Origin of the sequence: Streptomyces sp. NPDC058295, from assembly GCF_042880655.1 — a bacterium.
Lineage (GTDB): Bacteria > Actinomycetota > Actinomycetes > Streptomycetales > Streptomycetaceae > Streptomyces > Streptomyces coriariae.
The window spans coordinates 153,205-174,328 of sequence record NZ_JBHVYO010000008.1 but is presented as its reverse complement, the minus strand read 5'-3'; the positions used below and the strand labels follow the sequence as shown (position 1 = coordinate 174,328).

General features: G+C 69.8%; 19 protein-coding genes and 1 pseudogene. 8 read left to right on the top strand and 12 right to left on the bottom strand.

Annotated features, from left to right (window positions below):
- Positions 1-92: 92 nt before the first annotated feature.
- The 5 genes from ACFVYS_RS11280 to ACFVYS_RS11260 form a co-directional block, all read right to left on the bottom strand.
- Positions 93-176, bottom strand: a complete 84-nt coding sequence (locus tag ACFVYS_RS11280) for a putative leader peptide (RefSeq protein ID WP_309486338.1) — start codon at positions 174-176, stop codon at positions 93-95.
- A 150-nt stretch (positions 177-326) separates the two neighbouring features.
- Positions 327-899, bottom strand: a complete 573-nt coding sequence (locus tag ACFVYS_RS11275; RefSeq protein ID WP_389500979.1) for a GNAT family N-acetyltransferase — start codon at positions 897-899, stop codon at positions 327-329.
- A gap of 17 nt (positions 900-916) precedes the next feature.
- On the bottom strand, positions 917-2,236 hold the full coding sequence (locus tag ACFVYS_RS11270; RefSeq protein WP_389500977.1) for a hypothetical protein: 1,320 nt from the start codon (positions 2,234-2,236) through the stop codon (positions 917-919).
- 165 nt (positions 2,237-2,401) lie between these two features.
- Positions 2,402-3,679, bottom strand: coding sequence for a GAF domain-containing protein (locus ACFVYS_RS11265; RefSeq protein ID WP_389500975.1), 1,278 nt, complete (start codon positions 3,677-3,679; stop codon positions 2,402-2,404).
- A 310-nt stretch (positions 3,680-3,989) separates the two neighbouring features.
- Entirely contained in the window at positions 3,990-5,639 is a 1,650-nt protein-coding gene (locus ACFVYS_RS11260; protein WP_389500973.1) for an acyl-CoA dehydrogenase family protein, read from the bottom strand.
- A gap of 124 nt (positions 5,640-5,763) precedes the next feature.
- Here ACFVYS_RS11260 and ACFVYS_RS11255 point away from each other — a divergent pair, with 124 nt between their 5' ends.
- The gene (locus ACFVYS_RS11255) at positions 5,764-6,945 is read left to right on the top strand and encodes a YihY/virulence factor BrkB family protein (RefSeq protein WP_389500972.1); all 1,182 of its coding nucleotides are present in this window, start codon (positions 5,764-5,766) and stop codon (positions 6,943-6,945) included.
- Between the two features lie 81 nt (positions 6,946-7,026).
- On the opposite strand, the gene ACFVYS_RS11250 is transcribed toward ACFVYS_RS11255, so the two are convergent.
- Positions 7,027-7,866, bottom strand: a complete 840-nt coding sequence (locus ACFVYS_RS11250) for an SDR family oxidoreductase (RefSeq protein WP_389500971.1) — start codon at positions 7,864-7,866, stop codon at positions 7,027-7,029.
- Between the two features lie 80 nt (positions 7,867-7,946).
- Between ACFVYS_RS11250 and ACFVYS_RS11245 the strand changes: the two genes are divergently transcribed.
- Positions 7,947-8,918: an AraC family transcriptional regulator gene (locus ACFVYS_RS11245; RefSeq protein WP_389500969.1), complete on the top strand. Its 972-nt coding sequence runs from the start codon at positions 7,947-7,949 to the stop codon at positions 8,916-8,918.
- Between the two features lie 459 nt (positions 8,919-9,377).
- Positions 9,378-10,052 carry a helix-turn-helix domain-containing protein gene (locus tag ACFVYS_RS11240; RefSeq protein WP_389500968.1) on the top strand — a complete coding sequence of 225 codons (675 nt, stop codon included), beginning with the start codon at positions 9,378-9,380 and terminating at the stop codon, positions 10,050-10,052.
- A gap of 10 nt (positions 10,053-10,062) precedes the next feature.
- On the opposite strand, the gene ACFVYS_RS11235 is transcribed toward ACFVYS_RS11240, so the two are convergent.
- Positions 10,063-10,458, bottom strand: coding sequence for a VOC family protein (locus ACFVYS_RS11235; protein WP_389500966.1), 396 nt, complete (start codon positions 10,456-10,458; stop codon positions 10,063-10,065).
- Positions 10,459-10,831: 373 nt separating this feature from the next.
- Positions 10,832-11,464: a VOC family protein gene (locus ACFVYS_RS11230; protein ID WP_389500964.1), complete on the bottom strand. Its 633-nt coding sequence runs from the start codon at positions 11,462-11,464 to the stop codon at positions 10,832-10,834.
- A 503-nt stretch (positions 11,465-11,967) separates the two neighbouring features.
- On the opposite strand from ACFVYS_RS11230, the gene ACFVYS_RS11225 reads away from it, so the two are divergent.
- The 3 genes from ACFVYS_RS11225 to ACFVYS_RS11215 all read left to right on the top strand — a co-directional run bounded on the left by ACFVYS_RS11225 (position 11,968) and on the right by ACFVYS_RS11215 (position 13,907).
- A complete protein-coding gene (locus ACFVYS_RS11225; RefSeq protein ID WP_389500963.1) occupies positions 11,968-12,621 on the top strand; it encodes a ThuA domain-containing protein in 654 nt (217 codons plus the stop codon).
- Between the two features lie 168 nt (positions 12,622-12,789).
- A complete protein-coding gene (locus ACFVYS_RS11220) occupies positions 12,790-13,653 on the top strand; it encodes an oxaloacetate decarboxylase (protein WP_389500961.1) in 864 nt (287 codons plus the stop codon).
- Positions 13,650-13,907 carry a hypothetical protein gene (locus tag ACFVYS_RS11215; RefSeq protein WP_389500960.1) on the top strand — a complete coding sequence of 86 codons (258 nt, stop codon included), beginning with the start codon at positions 13,650-13,652 and terminating at the stop codon, positions 13,905-13,907. Before ACFVYS_RS11220 ends, ACFVYS_RS11215 begins: the two co-directional genes overlap by 4 nt.
- 243 nt (positions 13,908-14,150) lie before the next feature.
- On the opposite strand, the gene ACFVYS_RS11210 is transcribed toward ACFVYS_RS11215, so the two are convergent.
- From ACFVYS_RS11210 to ACFVYS_RS11195, 4 genes are all read right to left on the bottom strand, one after another.
- Positions 14,151-14,363, bottom strand: a complete 213-nt coding sequence (locus ACFVYS_RS11210; protein ID WP_389500958.1) for a hypothetical protein — start codon at positions 14,361-14,363, stop codon at positions 14,151-14,153.
- A 38-nt stretch (positions 14,364-14,401) separates the two neighbouring features.
- Positions 14,402-15,457, bottom strand: coding sequence for a LacI family DNA-binding transcriptional regulator (locus ACFVYS_RS11205; RefSeq protein WP_389500956.1), 1,056 nt, complete (start codon positions 15,455-15,457; stop codon positions 14,402-14,404).
- A gap of 534 nt (positions 15,458-15,991) precedes the next feature.
- Positions 15,992-17,086 carry a LacI family DNA-binding transcriptional regulator gene (locus ACFVYS_RS11200; protein ID WP_389500954.1) on the bottom strand — a complete coding sequence of 365 codons (1,095 nt, stop codon included), beginning with the start codon at positions 17,084-17,086 and terminating at the stop codon, positions 15,992-15,994.
- Positions 17,087-17,296: 210 nt separating this feature from the next.
- Positions 17,297-18,310: a hydroxyacid dehydrogenase gene (locus tag ACFVYS_RS11195; RefSeq protein ID WP_389500952.1), complete on the bottom strand. Its 1,014-nt coding sequence runs from the start codon at positions 18,308-18,310 to the stop codon at positions 17,297-17,299.
- Positions 18,311-18,705: 395 nt separating this feature from the next.
- Between ACFVYS_RS11195 and ACFVYS_RS11190 the strand changes: the two genes are divergently transcribed.
- Both ACFVYS_RS11190 and ACFVYS_RS11185 read left to right on the top strand, forming a co-directional pair.
- Complete coding sequence (locus tag ACFVYS_RS11190) at positions 18,706-19,773, top strand: carbohydrate ABC transporter permease (RefSeq protein WP_389500950.1); 1,068 nt, start codon at positions 18,706-18,708, stop codon at positions 19,771-19,773.
- Positions 19,774-20,486: 713 nt separating this feature from the next.
- Positions 20,487-21,077: pseudogene (locus tag ACFVYS_RS11185) on the top strand (glycosyl hydrolase family 28 protein); the annotation flags it as partial.
- Between the last annotated feature and the right edge of the window lie 47 nt (positions 21,078-21,124).

Genomic DNA, 21,124 nt, shown 5'->3' with positions numbered 1-21,124 from the left:
TCTGACCTGCGCGCGCGGGCGCATGGAGCATACGTGCGCGTCATTGCGCAGGCGGGAGGCTCGAACGGAGATGTCGGCGGTGCTGCGGCTCGTCAGCTCGCCGGACAGATGGCGCTGGACATGCGGCCGAGGTCGACGTGCCGCCGACTCACCAAGGCAATTCCAGTTCCGGACATGGCGAAAGCGTGTCACGGCGATCTGGACACAGTCCAGCTTCGTCCGCGATGCGGACACCCTTGTCCCGGAATGTGAGACATGGGTGTCGTCGGTCACATGACCCGCGGGGCCTCTTGTCGACGCAGGTCACAGCCGGTATGAGCGAGGAGTCAGGCGGGGAGAGCGCCTGGCCAGGGGCCCGGCGCGGACACCTCGGGCTGCTCCTCGACCTTGGTGTCGAACAGCTTGAAACCGCGTCGCTGATAGTTGTCCATGGCGTGCTCGCCGTCCAGGCTGCACGTGTGCAGCCACACCCGCTTGGTCTGCGGCAGCCCCGGCCAGCGGTCCGCTAGGTCCCATGCCCGGGCGGCGCCGTACGCCAGCAGGTGCCCGCCGATGCGCCGCCCCCGGAAGGCCGGGAGCAGACCGAAGTAAACGATCTCTACGGCACCGTCGTCCTGCGGCTCCAGCTCCACGTACCCGGCCGGCGTACCCCGGTCGTAGGCGACCCAGGTCTCGACCCCCGGACGCGCCAGATGTTCCTGCCATTGCGCGTACGTCCAGCGCAGCCGGTCGATCCAGCGGATGTCCCCGCCGACGGACGCGTACAGGAAACGGCTGAACTCGGGGGAGGGGACCTCGGAGCGGACGATCCGGACGTCGCCCTCGGGCGCGGCGGCCGGAAGGACGTCGTTCGGGTCGGTCTGCTCCAGGGACCAGGTGGTCACGGGGATGTTGGTCATGCCGGTCAGGGAATCATCTACCCGGTTGTTCTGTCGATCGAGGCCAGTGGCAGGGCGAAGAGCACTCGTCCCGACTGGGTCCAGACCTCGCCGGTCGCCTCCCAGTAGGAAAGGGATTCGGTCTGCGGGCTCCAGCAGCTGTGCGTTTCCTTGGCGCCGCACACGGCCGCCTCGGCCTTGTCCGTCCTGTTCTCGTCGCTCTCGCCGGCGTCCTGCCGCCACAGCGTCCCCTGCTTGTCCCGCGGGCCGGCGGCACGGGTCACGTACCACTCCTCCCCGTACGACAGCACACCCCGTACGCCCGTCACCTTCGTCTCGTAGGCCTCCGAGGCCCGTACCCGGCCGGTGTCGCTCGTGGCGAGCAGTCCCTCGTGGCCGGGGGCGGTGCTGAAGGGGTAGCGCCACAGGCGGGCCTTGCGGTCACCGTCGTCGAGGGTCCACTCCCCGGCGACCAGGCTGTCCGGCGCGGTGCTGCGGTCGAGGGAAACGGTTGCGGGGTGCGGGACGTCGGAGGCCCCGCTGAGTTCGTAGGAACCGATGGCCGGCAGTACGAAGCGGTAACCGTTTGCGGACCAGCCGCCCGGCACCCGCCCGACCGCGTCACCGGCGACGCCGGCCCGCTGGACCCGGTTCATGTCGTACACATAGAGCGCGGCCCGGTCCCCGTCGTCGGCGGTGACCAGAAGCTTGTCCTGGTACCAGACCATCCCGGAGACATGCGAGACCAGCCCCCGGAAGTCCCGCCCCTCGTCCACCGGGACGGCGAGCAGTGCCCAGGTGTAGGTGAGGTGGTTCAGGTCGCCCGCGTTCACGAAGCCGACCCGGGCCAGACCCCGGTCGGCGGCCGTGCCGCCGCTGCGCGACCAGCCGGAGAGGATCACCCGGTTCGAGCCCCAGACGCCGTCGTCGTCCGCGTCCCCCGAGGTGGTGACCGCGCCCGGCTGCCAGCCCTCGGTGTCGTCCGTGTTCCAGCAGTAGGCACGCGAGGCCGCGGGGGAGACGGGCAGAGCCCTGCGCTCGGTGGCCGAGCAGTCGATCGCGTCCCGCAGCGTGCGGTCGGCCCCGTCCAGCACCGCGCCGACGCCGACCGGTCGCCCCATTCCCGCGGCGAGCCGGTCCAGGGAGGCCTGCGGTACCCGGTTCTCCGTGAGACGCAGTTTTACGGTCTCGGCCGAGGCGGTAAGCGGTTTCAGATCCCCGGGCCCGTCGTCCGTGACCGTTGCCTGGGAGGCGCTGATCATGGTGGCGGCAGCGGTGAGCGCGAGGGCGGTTCCGGACAGGAACGCACGCAGTGCCCTGCCTCGTCTGCGCCGGCGGTGTCGGCCGCGTTGCTTCATTTGCCCTCCCGAGGCGGGCCAACTGCGCCTGATGATCCGTACGTTGACCGAGGAGCAGGTGGGGTGACCCGTACAGGGATGCTACGGCAGTCGGGCGCCGTGGGGACGAAGACTCCGCAAATATGCGGAAGATGCCACCGGAAGGACTCGGGTGAACCGTTGTCGCTACGGTGCCGCCGCCCGGTCTCTCACCACCGCGGGCGCGGTCGAATGCGGCAGCAGACCCTTCGGATCCGCCGGAAGGAGCACCTCGAGCTCGGCGTCCTCGCAGAAACGATACGGCCGGTGTTCCAGGAAACCCCCGAGATACCGCCGTACCCGGGACATCTCGGCCCGCACCGTCACCGTACGGCCCGGGTCGCCGAACATGTCCTCGGCCAGGCCCGCCGCGCTGCGGCCACCCCGGTCGGCCGCCAGCAGGTAGAGCAACTCGGCGTGCCGGGGACTGAGTTCGTGGGACCACGAACCCGCGCCCCCCGACACCGTCACCGACCAGCGCCGGGGCCGGGTCAGGTCCAGCACGATCCGGCTCGCGCCGTGCGGCGCCGACTCCGCGCTCTCGTCCACCGACCGGACCAGCCAGCCCCCGGCCAGCGGCTCCATCGAGCACAGCCCCAGTGCCGGGAGCCAGCGGCGGCCCGGGGACGGCGACTTGGGCAGCGCGATCCGGCTCGCGTACGGCATCCCGGTCACCGCGGCCGTCCACCCGTCCCCGTCCACCACAGCCGCCCGGCCGCCTAGCCGGGCCAGCACCGGTGCCGCCACCGCGCGCAACCGCTCCAATGACCCCACGTGCCTCTCCCGCAACCTCGACTCGGCGAGCTTCGCCACCGAGTCGACCCAGGCGAGCGTGGCCGGATGCATCGTCTCCAGCGGCCCACTGACATCGACCACGCCGAGCAGCCGGCCGTTGCGCGGGTCGGTGATCGGGGCGCCCGCGCAGGTCCAGGCCGCGTGCGAGCGCACGAAGTGCTCGGCGGCGAACACCTGCACGGGACGGCGCACCACTGCCGGCGTGCCCACACCGTTGGTGCCGACCACGGCCTCGCCCCAGTCCGCGCCGAGCTCGAAGCCGAGCCCGTCGGCCTTGCGCAGCACGGGTCCGCAGCCTTCACGCCACAGCACCCGGCCCTCCTCGTCGGCGACGACCATGATGTGGTGGGCGACGTCCGCGACCGACAGCAGCCCTTCGCGCAGCACCGGCAGCACCTCCCGCAACGGTGACTCCTCCCGCCTGCGCCGCACCTCGTCGGCGCTGAGCAGCCCCGCTCGGAAATCGTGGTCAGGGTCGACGCCGCTGCGCAGCATCCGATCCCACGACTGCTCGATCACGGGGCGCGGGGCGACTCGCGCCTGCTGGCCGGCCAGCCGGGCGTCGCGCACCTCGTTGAGCACCCGCGCCGCCCGCGCGGCGTCGACGGCCGCGAGCTGTGGCACGTTCATCGGTGGCATCGCCACTGGGCCTCCCGGGAACACACAGTCGGACAACCGGATGTCAAGTTTCTGCGCCGACTGTTTCCGGTCTTGCTGAAGGCCCCATCTTGCCGTCCACAGGTGACGGAGGGGCACAGTCCGGTCACAACCACCGACAAGTTGCAACCCCCTGCAACCCTGGTGAACATCCACAGGGTGTTTGAAACTTGAGCCACGCCGTCCCGAGCGGCGATTCTGGCCTCGCAGGGCCATTGCGGCGGGGGTGGTGCCGTGTCGGCGCAGCACCACCCCCGCTTCCTGTTCGCGCAGGCCGGCGCGGTCAGCGGCGGGGTTCGGCCCGCTCGACGATCGACGCCAGGTCGAGCGTGTGGGGCAGAGTCCCGAAGGCCGCGCCCCCGTCCCCGCCCAGCCGCGAGGCGCAGAACGCGTCGGCGACCTCCGGCGGCGCGAATCGTACGAGCAGTGCCCCCTGAAGCACCAGAGCGAACCGCTCCGCCAGCAGGCGCGCCCGTCCCTCGACGCCGCCCAGATCGGCCAGCTCCGTCAGCAGACTCTTGATCGCCTTGTCCAGCCGGTGATCGGCCCCGCGCGCCTGCCCCACCTCCTGGAGGTAGGCGTTCAGCGCCTGCGGCTCCCGTTGCAGTGCGCGCACCACGTCCAGAGCCTGGATGTTGCCCGCGCCCTCCCAGACCGAGTTCAACGGCGACTCGCGCACCAGCCGGGGCATCCCCGACTCCTCGACGTAACCGTTTCCACCCAGGCATTCCGACGCCTCCACCGCCACCGGCGCACAGCGCTTGGTCACCCAGTACTTGGCCGCCGGCACCGCGATCCTCAGCAACGCCCGCTCCTGCTCCCCATCGTCGTCATAGGCCGCCGCGAGCCGCAGCGCGAGCACGGTCGCCGCCTCCGACTCCAGCGCGAGGTCGGCCAGAACGTTGCGCATCAGCGGCTTGTCGACGAGTTTCCCGCCGAACACCTCACGGTGGGTGCAGTGATGGATCGCCTGCGCCACCGCCTGCCGCATCAGCCCCGCCGAGCCCAGCACACAGTCGAGCCGGGTCGCCGCCACCATGTCGATGATGGTGCGCACCCCGCGCCCCTCCTCACCGACCCGGCGGGCCCATGTCCCGTCGAACTCGACCTCGGCGGACGCGTTGGACCTGTTTCCCAGCTTGTCCTTGAGCCGCTGGAGGCGGAAAACGTTACGGGTACCGTCTTCCAGCACGCGCGGCACGAGGAAACAGGTGAGTCCGCCTTCGCCCCGGAGAGGGGCTGCCTGCGCCAGCACCAGGAAACCGTCCGACATGGGCGCCGAGCAGAACCACTTGTGACCGGTCAGTTCGTACGTCCCGTCCTCGGCGAGAGGAGTGGCGACCGTCGCGTTCGCCCGTACGTCGCTGCCACCCTGTTTCTCTGTCATACCCATGCCCAACAGCGCCCCGGCCTTCAGCCGGGCCGGCCGCAGCTCACGGTCGTAGATCGTGGACGTCAGCCGGGGCTCCCATTCGGCGGCCAGCTCCGGATCGGCGCGCAGCGCGGGCACCGCCGCGTGGGTCATCGACAGCGGACAGCCGTTGCCCGCCTCCACCTGGGTCCACACCAGGAAACCCGCCGCCCGACGCACATGCCCGCCCGGCCGCACCCAGGCATCCGTCAGATGGGCTCCGACCCCCTTGCCGAGCAGCCGGTGCCAGGCCGGATGGAAGTCGACCTCGTCGATGCGGTTCCCGTAGCGGTCGTGCGTACACAGTTTCGGCGGATACTCGTTGGCCTGTACCGCCCACTCGTGCAGCTGCTCCGAGCCGGCCGCCCGGCCGAGCGCCGACAACTCGCCGTGCGCCTCGTCCAGGAGTTCCGGATCGAGATGCCGTTCCACGGCCGCCACCAGCGCCTGATCGGCGCCGTACACGTCGTACCCGGTCAGGGGCGGGGGCTGGTTGGTCACGGTGTGCGTGGTGCCTGCCATAGCCAGAACCTACCCCCGGGTACGACGGTCATGGCCACCCAGGAGCGCGCGTGCCGCTCCCCGACCCGGTGAAGTGGCCTTGCCGGAGGTGAGTGCAGCCCCGAACGGCGGATACCTTTAGGGCGTGCAGCCAGGAAGTCAGTCACCCGAGCAACCCGGGAGCCCCACCGGGCGTCTCCACCGGGCGCGTGCCCTTTACCGCAACGTTTCCAAGCGACGGACAGCCTGGCTGCTGTTGAAGGACACCACCAACACCTGCATCGAGTACCGCATCCTCGGTCTCGCCGCCGAAGCCGCTTTCTTCACGTTGCTGTCCGTGCCGCCGCTGCTGCTCAGCCTCATCGGGCTGCTCGGCTATGTCGACGACTGGACCGGTACCGACACCATCACCAGCCTGGAGGCCAACCTCCTCGACGCCTCGCGCACGGTCCTCTCGGACAAGGGCGTCAGGCAGATCGCCCAGCCGATCCTCGACGACGTGATGAAGGGCGGCCGCCCCGACGTCATCTCCATCGGCTTCCTGTTCGCGCTCTGGTCGGGCTCGCGCGCGGTGAACGTCTTCATCGACACCATCACCGTGATGTACGGCCTCGACGGCGTGCGCGGCATCGTCAAGACACGGCTGGTGGCCTTTCTGCTGTTCGTCGGGGCCCTGCTGATCGGCTCGGTCGCGCTGCCGCTGATGGTCGCCGGGCCGGACGCGGTGGTACGGATCGTCCCCTGGTCGACCACCGTGGTACAGGTCCTGTACTGGCCGGTCGTGATCGTCCTGTCCGTCGCGTTCCTGACCACGCTCTACCACGTCTCCGTACCCGTGCGCTCACCGTGGATCGAGGACGTCCCCGGCGCGCTCGTCGCCCTCGCCATGTGGGTACTCGGCAGTTTCCTGCTGCGCATCTATCTGACGAACACGATCGAGGGCGCCACGATCTACGGTTCCCTCGCCGCCGCCGTCGCCGTGCTGCTGTGGATCGGCGTGTCCGCGTTCGCCGTGCTGGTCGGCGCCGCCGTCAACGCCGCGATCGACCGGGTCTGGCCGGCCGCCGCGACGGCCGCGGCCCGTGCCGCCAACGAACGGCTCCGGGAGGAGGAGGCCGCGGAGTACGTCGCCCGCATGGCGGCGATGCGCTCCCACGGGGACGACGACCCCGACGATCCCGACATGCCGTCCGAGTTTCCCGAGCGGTGGTCCCGCTTTCTTCCACCGGAGGACGTGACGGGACGTTTCCGGACGCATGCGAAGAGTGCTCCGAAGGGCCACGGGGGAAACGGCGGAAACGGGGAGGAACAGCCCCCGGAGAGGTGAGTTCTCGGAGAGGTGCGTCCCCGGGGAGCGAACCGAGGAGGAGCGAGCCCCAGCACCGGAGCGCTCCCGGAAACGCGGAACCTAAGCTTTCCAGACGCCCGCCCCCGCCGACTCCTTCGCGAACTCCGTGAAGTCACGCGGCTCGCGGCCGAGCACCTGTCGGACGCCCTCCGAGAGATAGGCGTTACGACCGTCCAGCAGCGATTCGAACAGCTCCACCAGAAACGCGACTTCCTTCGCGGGCACCCCGAACCCGGCCAACTGCTCACCGTACTCAGGCGCCGGTACGGGCGTGTACGTCAGCTCGCGCGCGGCCGCCCGCCCGACTTCCGCAACCGCTTCCCGGAACGTCAGCAGCCGAGGCCCCGACACCTCGAGTGTCTGACCGACGTACCGGTCGCCCTCGGTAAGCGTTTTCACCACCACGTCGGCGACATCCCGCAGGTCGACGAACGGCTCCGGCACCTCCCCACCCGCGAACACCAGCTCCCCGCTCTGCCGCAGCCCTTCCACCAGCGGCCCCTCACTGAAGTTCTGCGCGAACCACGCGGCCCGTACGATCGTCCAGTCCGCACCCGACGCCCGCAGCGCCTCCTCGGTCGGCAGCGCCCGCTCCTCACCCCGCGACGACAGCAGCACCAGCCGCCGCACCCCGAGCGCGACCGCCTCCCGGGCCAACCGCCCCACCGCGTCGGCCGCGTCCGGCGCTCCCACGTCCGAGGGATACACCAGGTACGCCGCGTCCGCGCCGCGCAGCACGTCCGCCCACGTCGAGCCGTCGTGCCAGTCGAACCCCTGGGCCCGCGAGGCCGCCCGCACCGTCAGCCCGGCCGCCTCGGCCGCCTGCGCCACCCGGCTGCCCGTACGACCGGACGCGCCGGTCACCACCACCGTCATCCGCTGTGCCGTGTTCTGTGTCATGCGTTCAGTCAACTGCCGTACGCCGCACGGTCCCATCGCTGAACGGCTCATTCCCATAAGCGCGCGTCTACGCTGGCCGCATGGACGCTCCTCCACGCTCGAACATGCTCAGGCGGGGGGACCCCCTTGCCGGCCTGCTGGAGGGCCCACGCGCGCGTGGCGCCCTCATGATCCGCGCGTGCTTCGACCCGCCCTGGGCCGTACGGGTCGAGGACCGCGCCCCGCTGACGGTGATGCTCATGGTGCGCGGCGAGGGCTGGGTCGTCCCGGACGAGGGGGAGGACGTCCGCCTGCGGGCCGGCGACCTCGCCATCGCGCGCGGCCCCGCCCCCTACACCTGCGCCGATGCCCCCGGCACGCCCCCGCAGGCGCTGATCCTTCCCGGCGGACAGTGTGCGTACCCCGACGGGAGCCTCCTGAACGGCTCCATGGACCTGGGCGTGCGCACCTGGGGCGACCGGCTGGACGGCTCCACTGTCGTGCTGATCGGCACGTACCTGATGCAGGGCGAGATCAGCGGCCGACTGCTGGATGCGCTGCCCCCACTGCTGTCCCTGACCTCCGACGTCTGGCAGTGCCCGCTCACCCCTCTGCTCATGGAGGAGATCGTCCGCGACGAACCCGGTCAGGAGGTCGTCCTGGACCGTCTGCTCGACCTCCTGGTCATCGCCGCGCTGCGGGCCTGGTTCTCCCGCCCGGAAGCGGCGGCGCCGGCCTGGTACCAGGCGCTGGCCGACCCGGTCGTGGGCCGCGTTCTGCGGCTGGTCCAGGACGACCCGGCGCACCCCTGGACCGTCGCTTCCCTCGCCGCGAAGGCCGGTGTCTCCCGGGCGGCCATGGCCCGCCGCTTCAGCGAGCTCGTGGGCGAACCCCCGATGGCCTACCTCACCGGGTGGCGCCTCGCCCTCGCGGCCGACCGACTGCGCGACACCGAGGAAACGATCGGCGCGATCGCCCGCCAGGTCGGTTACGGGAGCGCTTTCGCCCTGTCCAGCGCCTTCAAGCGGGTGTACGGCGTCAGCCCACAGGAACACCGGACGCGGGTGGCTTAGCGGGCCCGGGGGAGGGGGCACCCGGACGGATGGACCGGTTGGGACGGCCGGGGTGCTGGTGGGGGCGGTGTGGTGCCCTGCTGGGGCGGGCGCATGCGAAGGAAAGGCCGGGAAAGGCGGGGAAACGCGTTTCCGGCCGCGTTTGGTCGCTGGCGGTAGCGAGGCCTCATGCCATGCCTACGACGCTCTCCGGACCGGGGTGGTGAAAGCGCTGGTTGGCCTTGCGGTATGCGGTTTCCTCGCCGTAGTGGCGAGCGGCACTGCAGCGGCCTGTTTCGCTGCGAGCCGCCGGATGGAGCGTCGCGACATGGGCAATCCGGTTTCCGGTCGCGGAACGGACGCTGCCACACCGGACGGACGGAGGCTCCCTCCATGCAGGAGGCACTGGTGAAAGCGGGACAGGGGAGCGCCGCGGCTCCGTCCCGGCGCCCCGGATCCCGGCGGCGTAGCCTGGCGTACATGTACGAGGAACGGCCCTCCCGGCTGGTCGGGGCGGTGGTGTGGACGAACACGCCGTCCGCGGCATCCGGCACGCTTCCCGTGCTCCCGGACGGCTGTATGGACCTGCTGTGGCACGAAGGCAGACTGCTGGTCGCCGGACCGGACACCCACGCTCACGTACCCGACGGCCCGCCCGTGACCTGGGTTGGCATCCGCCTGTTCCCAGGCACCGCGCCCGCACTGCTCGGCGTACCGGCCCATGAACTACGCGATCGCCGTGTCGAGTTGGCCGACCTCTGGACCGCATCGGAGGTGCGCCGCCTTACCGGCCGGGTCGCCGCGGCCCCGCACCCGGCGGTGGCACTGGAGGAGCTGGCGCTGGAGAGGGCGGCGCCGCCGGACCGGACGCTGCGCCGACTGGTCACCGCCCTCGCCGCAGGTCGGGCGGTAGCCGAAACGGCCGACGAACTAGGCCTTGGGGCACGCCAGTTGCATCGCCGTTCGCTGGCCGCCTTCGGCTACGGACCCAAGACGCTGGCCCGGATCCTGCGCCTGCAACGGGCTCTGGCGCTGGCCCGGCAGGGTGTGCCGTACGCGGACACGGCGAACCGGGCCGGTTACGCCGACCAGGCCCATCTCTCCCGTGATGTCAGGGAGTTCACGGGCCTCACGCTGGGCGCTCTCCTGCGCTGAGCGGGCTGCGCTACTGAGGGAGCGGCGCGAACAGGTCGACGCCGTTGCCGTCGGGGTCGAGCACGACGGCGTAGCGCTGGCCCCAGAAGGCGTCCCACGGCTTCAGGTCACCCTGGTGGCCGGCGCCCAGCAACTCCTCGTACACCGTGTCGACCTCGCCCGGTGTGTCACAGCGCAGCGCGAGTGAGGTCCGGCCACCGTCGGACGGCGGCTGCCATCCCGGGTTGAACGAGCGGACGGTGTCCTCGGTGTCCAGCAACAGCCGCAGTCCACCGGGCAGTTCGGCCTCGGTGTGCGGTTCTTGCTCGGCCCCCTCGGGAAAGGCGAAACCGAGCCGACGGTAGAAGGTGACGGACGCGGCCATGTCGGATACGACCAGGCCGATGGCATCGAATCGTGGACTCATACGGCAACGGTAGGCAGCGCTGCCGCGGCTGGTCTTGAAAGAAACGGACACGTCCCCGGAAAACCTTTCCGTACGCCCGGACGGCGCCGGAGGGCGGATGCCCGACCCCGCGGACACGGAACCCGGCCCCGTCTCGACGACCGGCTGAGCGTTGTTGCCGATCACCTTCCAGGCCGCCGGCTGCGAGAGCGGGCCGACGCGCGCCCGCCAGGGCTCGGAGGGAGCCTGCTGTCGGTTGGCTCCGGAGCCCGCACGAGGAGGGGACGGTCGCCGTCGCGAGGTTCACCGATGCCGACCTCGATCGGGCCGCTCCGTTTGCCTGGAGTGGCCGAGAGCGGACGGCCGCGCCTGTTGAGGGCGGGAGCTTCCCGGGTCAGCCGAAGGTCACCGGTCCGTTGGGTGTGTCCACCGTGAACGAGAGTCCCGCCGGGCCCTCGGTGAGAGCGAGGTCGGTGCCGAGGGTGGTCAGCACGGGGTGGATCTCTTCGGGGTGGGGAGCGGTGGCGGTCAGTTCCAGCAGGAGACTGACGGGCAGGCCTGAGGCGCAGGGATGGGTCGTGCTGCCCCAGTCGATGAGGAAGGGCACCAGGCCGGACGGATGGGGGGAGCCGCCGTCGGTCAGCCGCCATCGCAGCAGGGTGCCGTCGGGTCGACGCCGGCTCATCTCCCGTACGCCACCGGTGTCGTAGCCCCGCGAGCGGGCGGCCTCGACCGTCGCGTCCAGATCGGGCGGGCTGACGGCCCAGGTGATCGTCCGCGCGGAGGTGAGCGCGTCCACGCCGAAGGGACGTGGGTAGGACGGTGCAGGCTGTTCCGGATCAGGGCCGATGATCTCCAGATATGCGCGATGACCCAGGTCGACCAGGTAGTTGCGGGTGCCGAGCCCGACATGCACACCGCCCGGCGCCGGGGCCACTCCCGTGCGCCGGGTGAACTCGGCGACCGTCGCCGCCAGATCGGGCGTTGCGAGGACGATGTGGTCGAGGCGTGCGGGAATGGTGTTCATCCCGCCCGAGCCTACGCGCCCGGTCTCCGAAAGGGCCGCGCCCTGTGGAACGCCCGTGCGGCAGGCTGGGGTGCGGGTTTTATGCGCCGTACGGTACCCACGCCGCACCGGCACGGCTGGCGTGGCGGCCGATCCGCGCTCGCCGTCGGTGACGGCCGGGGGCGATCGGCGGCGGGGCGGCGTCGGAAACCAGATGAAAGCGGTGGACTCGCTTGCACCGGGGCCTCGCGCGGGAGTGCCGGTCACCTCAGGGGAGCCCGCGCAACACGAGCAAACGGTTACACCCCTGCTCAGCAGCCTGCCTGAGGTACACAGGGCCTCCGCGGCCGGGAGCGCAGACCGGACGGTATCGACGCATCACGCGGGTCTCGCCGGCCGGGCGCCGACATCCGGAAGGGGGTCGAGCCCGTCCCACCGACTCCGAAAGCAACACCCACCTCCGAAATTTTTCGTCCTGATCATCTCCCTGGGACCCGAACTCTCGTCCGCCTAGGCTCGTCCCCATGACCGCCCGCCTGCTCGTGTACACCCGCACAACCGATTACCGCCACGACTCCATCCCTGATGCCATCGCCGCCGTGCGCGGGTCGGGCGAGTTCGCCGTCCACCACACCGAGGACCCGGCGGCCCTGGAGGCCTCGCTGGACGAGTACGCGGCCGTGGTCTTCCTCTCCACCAGCGGCGAGGTGCTGACCACGGCAGGGCAGCAACGACTCGCCGGTTACGTCGAGGCGGGCGGCGGTTTCGCCGGGGTGCACGCGGCGGCCTGCACCGAGTACGACTGGCCGTACTACGGCGAACTCCTCGGCGCCCGCTTCGCCCGCCACCCCGAGTACCAGTCGGGCAAAGTGGTGATCGAGGACCACGACCACCCCGCGACCCGCTCGCTGCCGGCCGTCTGGGACTTCTCCGACGAGTGGTACGACTTCCGCGCCAACCCGCGCGGTCGGGTACGTGTTCTCGCCGTCGCCGACGAGTCGTCCTACACGGGGGGCGGAATGGGAGCCGACCACCCGCTGGCCTGGTGCCGTGAACAAGGCCGGGGACGCGTTTTCTACACGGCTCTCGGGCACGCCTCCCAGGCCTACGCCGACCCTCACTTCCGTGCCCATCTGGGCGGCGGCATCGCCTGGGCGGCACGGCTGCGGGACCAGTGACGTTTCTCCGGTGAACCGGTTGCGCCATTGGGGTGAGCAAAGCCTTCACCTGGAGGAAGCCGCGCGTCGACATAGAGATCCTTTTGTCTTCGTAAAGGGCCGTTGTGTCGCAACGGCTTTCTTGCACCTGGCGTGTTGACCCCTCGACTCCATTGGAGGAGCCGGACGGTGACTTACGGGAACAAGTTGCGGGAGCGGATCGCCGACCCGGGAACGACCCCGCTGATCGGCGTGTACGACATGTACTCGGCATCGATCGCGGCGGAGCACTACGACGGGATGTTCGTCTCGGGCTTCGGCTTCGCGGCCTCGCACTACGGGCTGCCGGACATCGGTTTCATCGCCTGGCCGGACATGGTGGCGTTCGTCCAGCGGCTGCGGGGAGCGTTCCCGCAGCAGCACCTGCTGGTGGACATCGACGACGGGTACGTCGATCCGGAGGTCGCCTGTCATGTGGTGGAGGGCCTCGAGCGCATCGGGGCCTCGGGCGTGATCCTGGAGGACCAGAAGCGGCCGCGCCGGTGCGGGCACGCCGACGGCAAGCAGGTACTGCCGCTGAACGAGTACCTGGCGAAACTGGAGATGGTGCTGGCCACCCGGCGCGACATGGTCGTGGTGGCCCGTACCGACGCCACCGACGAGCACGACATCCTGCGGCGGGCCGGCACGCTGGCCGCCACCGACGCGGACGTGATCCTGGTCGACGGGGTCCGCACCGTGGAGTGGATCCGCCGGATCCGTGACGTGGTGGGGAACAAGCCGCTGCTGTTCAACCAGATCGCCGGCGGCAAGTCCCCCAGGCTCTCGCTGAGCGAACTGTCCGACCTGGGCGTGAACGTCGCGGTCTACAGCACGCCGTGTCTCTTCGCCGCGCACGCGGCGATGGACTCCGCGCTCGCCGACCTCAAGCGCGCCGACGGCAGGCTTCCCCAAGTGGACGCGGCGAGCGGCATCGGCGTGCGCGCCTCGACCGAACTGTTGGAGCGGAACATCGCGCGCCTGCGCCCCGCGCCAGAGAGCGTGAACGCGTGAGCCCGATCGCGTCCCGGCTGAGGACGGCGACGGTCCTGGCGGCCGCCCTGCTGGGCGCCGCCACAGCGCCGGCGGTCGCCGAAGGCAGCCTGATCACCGTGGTCGACAACTCGCACGCCGACTCGATCCTCGAGGTCGACCGGGCGGCCAACGTCCAGCAGGGAAGCAGCGGCACCGCGGGCAGCGACCACGACGGAAGCGCTGTCGACATGATGGAGGCGCTGGTCGGCGCGCCGGACCGGGGTGACGACTGAGGCGAGGGGATCACCGGCCGGGAGTCACCGTGATGGTGACGCCCGGCCTTCCGCTGTCTGTTACGACGATTTTCTCGCCGACCCGAGCGAGCGCCCCGCTGCCGGGCGAGGCACCCCACGGGGAAGAAACGCATTGCAGCGATGGCCACGGCGACGGCCGGGGCCCGGTCGCGGCCGTGACGCTCGTGACGTACCGACGCACGCGAGCGGCCGAGCCGCGCGACCGGGTTGCCGAACGGTGCGTCAGTCCTCGTCGAAGTCCGGGCGTCCGGCCTCGTCCAGCTCGACGTCTTCGGGCTCGTCACCGGACTCGTCACCGGGCTCGCTGACGGTGGCGTGAGCGGTGGCGTCCCGAGGGACGGCACCGAGAGTCGCGGCCTGGGCCGTCCCCATGACGCTGATGAGGACGGCGGACACGACGACGAACAGAACTGTGGCGCACGTGCTGAGGTTCATGCCCGGAAAACGATCAGTAACGCCGGAAGGTCACCGTTTCACGTCTTTGCCCGCCGGCGCGGTGGAGCCGTGCTCGCCCTCTCCACGAGCCGTGTCGACAACTCCGTCCGCGTCCCTTCCGGGTGCTCGCCGTCCATCATCCGCAGCAACAACCGCAACCCCGTTGCCGCCATCTCAGCCAGCGGCTGGCGCACGGTGGTGAGAGCGGGGCTGGCCCATCGGGACTCCGGCAAGTCGTCGAAACCGACCACACTGACGTCGTACGGGACCCTCAATCCCCTTTCCGTCAGCGCCAGATAGGCGCCGAGGGCCATGTGGTCGGAACAGACGAACACGGCCGTCGGTGGTTCGGGCAGATCGAGCAGCTCATGCATGCGCCGGTGTGCGACGGACTCGTCGAACCCACCGTTGCGCAGGTACTCGGGGCGACAGGTGATCCCTGCCGACGCCAGGGCCGAACGGTAACCGGCTACCCGGGCACTGCTGCACATCTTGCGGCGCGGACCGGCGATCACGGCGATGCGTTCATGGCCGAGCGCCAGCAGGTGCTCGGTCGCAGTGACCCCACCCTGCCAGTTCGCCGCGCCCACCGACACCACCCCGGGCGGCGGCTCGACCACCGGGTCGATCAGCACGAACGGGGTGCGGTGCTGCTCCAGCCATGCGTACTGAGAGCCCGTCAACTCCGTCAGGTTGAACAGCACTCCGGCCGACCCGCGCACGGTCAGCTTGTCCAGCCAGCCGCGCTGCGGGCGGCCGACGCGGGTGCGGGACAGGGCGGCGGAGACGACCACGTCCAGACCCGCGTCGTGTGCCGCCTCCTCCACCCCGTGCAGTACCGCGCCCGACCAGGAGCTGTCCAGCGAGTGCACCACGAGGTCGATCAGCCGGGGCGGCTTGGTCGCGTCGAAGCGTGGTCTGCGCACATAGCCCAGCCGGTCCAGCGCTTCCGTCACCCGGCGTCTGGTCTCGGGGGCGACGTCCTCCCTGCCGTTGACCACCTTGGAGGCGGTCGGTACCGACACCCCCGCCTCGCGGGCCACGACCGCCAGGGTCGGCCCAGCCGTCACGCTCGCACTTGCCGTGCGCACCATCGGGAACCACCTCTCCGGCCCGCCCGAAGGCCAGCGAAAGTTCGACCAGCGCCCTTTCGGAGCCGATTCGGAAACAGACAGCTCGCAGAAAGCGCTTGCTATCCTAGGTGTGCCTCGGCGTGACGTGAAGACTCCGGAAAACGCGGGATCTTGAGCGCCGGAACTTTCGAAACTCCGGACGCTCGGCGCGGCGCGAGGGGACTGCCCCCTGACACAAGACGGGCGGCCTGAGCGGAGACGGGCACCGGACGGGGTCGGTACGCCGAATCGGCACATGTCGGCAGGGCCGGTGTGAGGGAGCCCGGCCGGACGGCGCGGTGTCCTCACGCCGGCATGCAGGCCAGCCGGAAGCCCCGGAAGCCGGCGGTGAAGGACGCATCGACCAGGTCCCGGGCGTGGATCCCGGCCAGGGTGCCGGTGAAACGCAGCCGATCGCCGAGGTCCGGGGCGGAGCTCCGGGAGAGCCCCGCACACCATTGCAGACACGAGGAAAACGTTTACGGAAACTGATCGAAGAGCTGTCGACGCTGCGGCTCAGCGTTGCCGCTTAGGCGGCCGCACCGAGTCCCGTACGACGACATGGGTGCCCAGGACCAGGTGCTCGGCGTCTCCGCTCTTGCGTCGGGCGCCGCCCCCGGAACCCTGCCGGCGGTCGGCCACCGCACGCAGGGCGACCCGGCCCATTTCCTCGTACGGCACGTGGACCGTGGTCAGTTGGGGGGTGAGCTGGGACGCCAGGGGGATGTCGTCGTAACCGGTGATCGACACGTCGTCCGGCACCCGCAGACCTGCCCCGCGCAGCGCCTGCATGGCTCCCGCGGCGACGATGTCGGTGCCGGCGAGCACCGCGGTGAAGTCCGGCGTCTCGTGCAGAGCGGCCTGCACCGCGGCGTACCCGTGCTCGTCGTCGTACGGACCGTGCCGCACCAGCCCCGGGTCGAACGGCACCCCGTATGCCTCGAAGGCGCGGCGGGCGCCCTTCAACCTGCCCTGCGCGGTGGTGAGTTCAGCGTGTCCGGGCAGGACCAGGATCCGCCGGTGACCGGCCGAGAGCAGATGGCTGGCCATGGCGTACGCGCCGGACTCGTTGTCGTAGTCGATCGTCGTGGCCGGGACGTCCCCCTCCAACGGTGGCCTGCCGACCAGGACCAGATGCGAGCCGGCCGCGTCCAGAGAACGGGCGAACCGGGCCATACGCAGCTGGTACTCGTCGTAGTCGTAGGCGCCGCCGAGCAGGACCACGGCGTCGGCGCCCTGCTGGCGCATCAGGTTGACGAGGGCGAGTTCGCGTTCGGGGTCGTCACCCGTGGTGCCGACGATCGACAGCCAGCCGCGCAGGGTGGCCGCACCCTCGACGCCCTTCGCCACGTGGGCGAACGCTGCGCCGGTGATGTTGTTGATCAGTATCGCCACCGTCGGAGTACCACCACCGGCCAGGGAGCGGGCGTGCGCGTTGGTGACATAGTCCAGGTCGCGGACGACCTTCATCACGCGGCGCCGCAGCTCCTCCGAGACCGGGTAGTTGCCCGACAACACGCGGGAAACGCTTGCCACGGACACACCCGCGCGTTCCGCCACATCCCGTATGGTCGCCCGGCCGGCGTCACCCGTCGTCCTGCGCTGACTCACGTTGCGGCTCCTTCACTGTTCGTGGGCGCCGACGAGGGCGCCGTGGAGGCCACGGTCGCGGACCTCGCCGTTGCCTGATCAGCACGGCAGGGGCCCGGCCCCCCATCGGTGCGGGAACCGTATCCCAAGGGTCCGCGAGGTGGACCTGCCTGTGGATAACCCCGGCCATCGCCGTGGCCAGAGACGTCGGCAAGGGGGCGGACCTGCGCATCACGCCACCCGGGCCAGGTCTGCGTGGCGTACTTCGTGGGCGAGAGGCAGTCCGTCAGCCAGCCGTTCCAGCTCCTCGACGACGATGCGACCGAGCCTTTCCAGCTCGTTTCCGAGGGAGCCTGCGATGTGCGGGGTGAGAAACACGTTGGGCAACCGGTAGAGAGGAGAGTCCGCGGGCAGCGGTTCGGGTTCGGTGACGTCCAGGACCGCATGCAGTCGACCGGAGACCAGTTCGTCGGTGAGGGCGGAGTGGTCGACGAGAGCGCCCCGAGAGGTGTTGATCAGCACGCCGCCGTCACGGATCAGGGCGAGACGGGCGCGGTCGAGCATGTGGTGGGTCGCGGGGATGTCGGGCGCATGCAGGCTGACGATGTCGCTTTGTCGCAGAAGATCTTCCAGAGAAAGCAGCCGCGCGCCGAGTCCGACGGCCTCCGCCGCGTCCACGTACGGGTCGTGCAGGAGGACCTCGAAGTCGTAAGGGCGCAGCAGTTCCAGGAGGCGTCGCCCCACACGCGAGGCGCCGATGACCCCGATCCGGCGGCCGAGGTTGCCGGTGGTCGCGGTCTCGGCGGGGGTGGGCTGGGCGTGGGTGCGCCGGAAGCGCTCACGGTGGACGAAGGTGTCCTTTCCGGCGAGCAGGATCATCGCGAGTGTGTACTCGGCGACCGGGACGGCGTTGCCGGTCACCGCGCTGGAGACGGTCACCCCTCGGCTCCACAGGGCCTCTCCGACCAGGGAGCGCACCGAACCCGCAGCGTGCAGGACCGTACGGAGCCTAGGCGTCGCATCGAGGATGTCCGGTTCGAGGCGGGGGCAACCCCAGCCAGTGATCAGGATCTCGGCGCAGGCCAGCGCCGACGCCGCGGCGGGATCGGTGAAATCCCTTACGACGAGCGCCGGGTCGATCTCGGCCGACTGCCGTAGCCGGGTCACGAGCGGCGGGGGAAACAGCAGGGGAAGGTGCACCGGATCCATGGCGAACACGGCCCTGGGCAGCTGGGCGCTGGGCATGACTCTCCTGAGGTGCGTGGGAAACGTTTTCTGAAAGCGCCTTCTACCGTAGATCTGGCGCAGAGGCGTGGTCAATCAGTCGGGCGATCGCCGGGGTGGAACCCTTTCGCTCGGCTACGGCGCAAATAGCCATCTCAGAGCGGCTGTTGAGGTGCTGATGCGGACCGGTTTCGTCGGATGGGAGGGCAGGCGAAACCTGTTTCCGACCGGTGAGGTGGGGGGCGCGAGAGGTCTGAGTGCCGCGTGGGGATACATGCGGTGGACGAGCGGGTCCACAACCGGTTGTCGCTGTTTCGTCGAAAGCCGTGCACCGGGGCCGAGCGCGGCGGCGGCACGCGTCGGTCGGCTCTTGCCAGGGCTTTACTCCGTGCGGCCCCTTCGATCTGTGCAGGTCAATGGACTGTAGTAGGCAGCCGACGTGGCAACGGCCGGCGCTCCGGGGCGTAGTGGGGGCCGTGCACAGAGTTTTCGAAAGTCTGCGGGGCCCCTTGACGGGCTACCGGGAGCGGAAGAAGCTCTGGCCACTCAGTCGTAGCAACCGGTTCCTACCCTGTTACTGCGGCCGCTCTCGCGACCGTGGCGTTCGCTTCCGCCGAGTCCGCAACGCTCACGCCCTCCCGAAACAGAAGCCGAGGCCCCATGCGCTCCCACGCCGGTACTCCTCCCAGCCGCCGACGCTTCCTCTCTCCGGTCGCCGGTGGCGCAGAGGTCGGAGCGGCGGCGCTCAACGGGTGCGCGGTGCAGGTGTCGAGCGGAGTCAGCGGGAGGGACGAGACCGTCACGTCGATGGTCAAGGACGACGACATCTGCCCAGAACTGATCAAGCAGGCCCAGAAGGACATCGGGGTCGGGATCGTCACGCCACCCTGGTCATACTCGGCTCCGCCTGGTTCGGCTTCGGCTTCGCACGACCGGACGCACCCGGCAAGAGGGCCCTGTTCGGCATCCTGGTCGGCTCGATGATGCTGCCCCAGTTCATCACCTTGCTGCCCACCTACCTGATCTTCGCCAAGCTCGGCGTGGTCGACACCTACTGGCCCCGGGCGCTGTGGGGCCTGGCCGCCACGCCCCGCCTGGTCTTCCTCTTCCGGCAGTTCTTCGCCGGTCTGCCGCGTGCGTTGGAGGAGGCCGCCATTGTCGACGGCTGCGGCTCCGCCGGTCTCTTCTGGCGGGTCTTCCTGCCGCAGGCCCGGCCGGTACTCTCCGCGAGCTTTGTGATCGCCTTCACCTGGACCCGGGGCGATTACATCGCCCGCACTTCTGCTCTCGACCGACCGGTCCACGCTCGCCGTGGCCGTCATGTCCACCTACCTCAATGCGGCCGGCACACCCGTCACCACCCTCCAGCCTCGGTGATGTACGTCGTGCCCCTCCTGCTGGTCTTCTCGTCGCTCAGCGCGGCTTCGTCGCCGGGACGGCGACGTCCGGCCTCAAGTAGTCCGACGTTCAGCGTCTCGAAGTAACCCCTTACCGACCGTTGCAAGGAGTCATGCATGAACGCACCCCTGTCCCGTCGCACCGCCCTCCAGGCGGCCGGCGCCACCGTGTTCGCCGCCGGCCTGTCCAGCGGTCTCATGGCCACAGCGGCTCACGCGGACGACGACAACTCTGGTTCCACACTTCTCACGTACCCTCGCCCGGCTGCTCTGCCGACCAACACCAGCTTCAAGGTGCGTGTGCGCACCGCTCCTGACGGCGAGTGGCAGACACTCGACATCTACCGGCCTCAGCTGGAGGAGATCAACGCCACCACCGGTTCCGGCAAGGTCTACAACACCTCGATGGTGTATTTCGACTTCCGTGGTTCCGTGGAGTTGAAGGTCACCTACCTCAAGGGCGGGGCGACCAAGGCGAGAGTGCGGCCGGACGCGCTGGGCATCTCGCCCGAACTCCTGGGAGACACAGCCGGTTCACCCTCGCCGAGCCGCGCGACGTCGTCGTGCAGATCAATGACGAGATCTTCGACTGCCTGCACGTCATCACCAACCACATCGACCCGAACCCGCCCTGCGCCGACGACCCCGACGTGGTCTACTTCGGCCCCGGCGTGCACACGGTCACCGGCAACGTCCTCACCGTGCCCAGCGGCAAAACCGTCTACCTTGCCGGTGGTGCCGTCCTCACCGCCCAGGTCTTCTTCAAAGACGTCGAGAAGGCCGCTCTCACCGGCCACGGCATGCTCTACGCCGGCCCAGGCGGGATCCTCTGCGAGGGCAGCAAGAACATCCGCGTCCGGGACGTCATCATCATGAATCCCAACGGCTACGCGGGCACGTTCGGCGAGAGCGAGAGCGAGAACGTCCACGTCAAGAAGGCGCGTTCGTTCAGCTCGAAAGGCAATGGAGACGGTTTCGACGTCTTCTCCTCGACCGGGATCGTCTTCGACGGCTGCTTCATGCGCAATACCGACGATTGCTTCGCCATCTACGCCCACCGCTGGAACTACTACGGCGACACCCGCGACATCACCATCCAGAACTGCACCCTCTGGGCCGACGTAGCCCACCCGATCAACGTCGGTACCCACGGCAACACCGATGCGCCGGAGATGATCGAGAACCTCGTTATCAAGAACCCCGACATCCTCGACCACCGTGAGCCGCAGATGGGATACCAGGGCTGCATCGCCCTCAACCCCGGTGATTCCAACCTCATCAAGAACGTCCGCATCGAGGACGTACGGATAGAGGACTTCCGCTGGGGTCAGGTCATCCACATGCGGATCATGTACAACACGAAATACAACACCTCGGTCGGCCGCGGCATCGAAGACGTCTACATCAAGAATCTCAGCTACCGAGGCACCCACGCCAA

Excerpts from the sequence above, each read along its gene's own strand:
- ACFVYS_RS11280 (WP_309486338.1), bottom strand. The coding sequence starts at position 176 with ATGTCCGGAACTGGAATTGCCTTGGTGAGTCGGCGGCACGTCGACCTC.
- ACFVYS_RS11275 (WP_389500979.1), bottom strand. The coding sequence starts at position 899 with ATGACCAACATCCCCGTGACCACCTGGTCCCTGGAGCAGACCGACCCG.
- ACFVYS_RS11270 (WP_389500977.1), bottom strand. The coding sequence starts at position 2,236 with ATGAAGCAACGCGGCCGACACCGCCGGCGCAGACGAGGCAGGGCACTG.
- ACFVYS_RS11265 (WP_389500975.1), bottom strand. The coding sequence starts at position 3,679 with ATGAACGTGCCACAGCTCGCGGCCGTCGACGCCGCGCGGGCGGCGCGG.
- ACFVYS_RS11260 (WP_389500973.1), bottom strand. The coding sequence starts at position 5,639 with ATGGCAGGCACCACGCACACCGTGACCAACCAGCCCCCGCCCCTGACC.
- ACFVYS_RS11250 (WP_389500971.1), bottom strand. The coding sequence starts at position 7,866 with ATGACACAGAACACGGCACAGCGGATGACGGTGGTGGTGACCGGCGCG.
- ACFVYS_RS11245 (WP_389500969.1), top strand. The coding sequence starts at position 7,947 with ATGGACGCTCCTCCACGCTCGAACATGCTCAGGCGGGGGGACCCCCTT.
- ACFVYS_RS11240 (WP_389500968.1), top strand. The coding sequence starts at position 9,378 with ATGTACGAGGAACGGCCCTCCCGGCTGGTCGGGGCGGTGGTGTGGACG.
- ACFVYS_RS11235 (WP_389500966.1), bottom strand. The coding sequence starts at position 10,458 with ATGAGTCCACGATTCGATGCCATCGGCCTGGTCGTATCCGACATGGCC.
- ACFVYS_RS11230 (WP_389500964.1), bottom strand. The coding sequence starts at position 11,464 with ATGAACACCATTCCCGCACGCCTCGACCACATCGTCCTCGCAACGCCC.
- ACFVYS_RS11225 (WP_389500963.1), top strand. The coding sequence starts at position 11,968 with ATGACCGCCCGCCTGCTCGTGTACACCCGCACAACCGATTACCGCCAC.
- ACFVYS_RS11210 (WP_389500958.1), bottom strand. The coding sequence starts at position 14,363 with ATGAACCTCAGCACGTGCGCCACAGTTCTGTTCGTCGTCGTGTCCGCC.
- ACFVYS_RS11205 (WP_389500956.1), bottom strand. The coding sequence starts at position 15,457 with ATGGTGCGCACGGCAAGTGCGAGCGTGACGGCTGGGCCGACCCTGGCG.
- ACFVYS_RS11195 (WP_389500952.1), bottom strand. The coding sequence starts at position 18,310 with ATGCCCAGCGCCCAGCTGCCCAGGGCCGTGTTCGCCATGGATCCGGTG.
- ACFVYS_RS11190 (WP_389500950.1), top strand. The coding sequence starts at position 18,706 with ATGGACTGTAGTAGGCAGCCGACGTGGCAACGGCCGGCGCTCCGGGGC.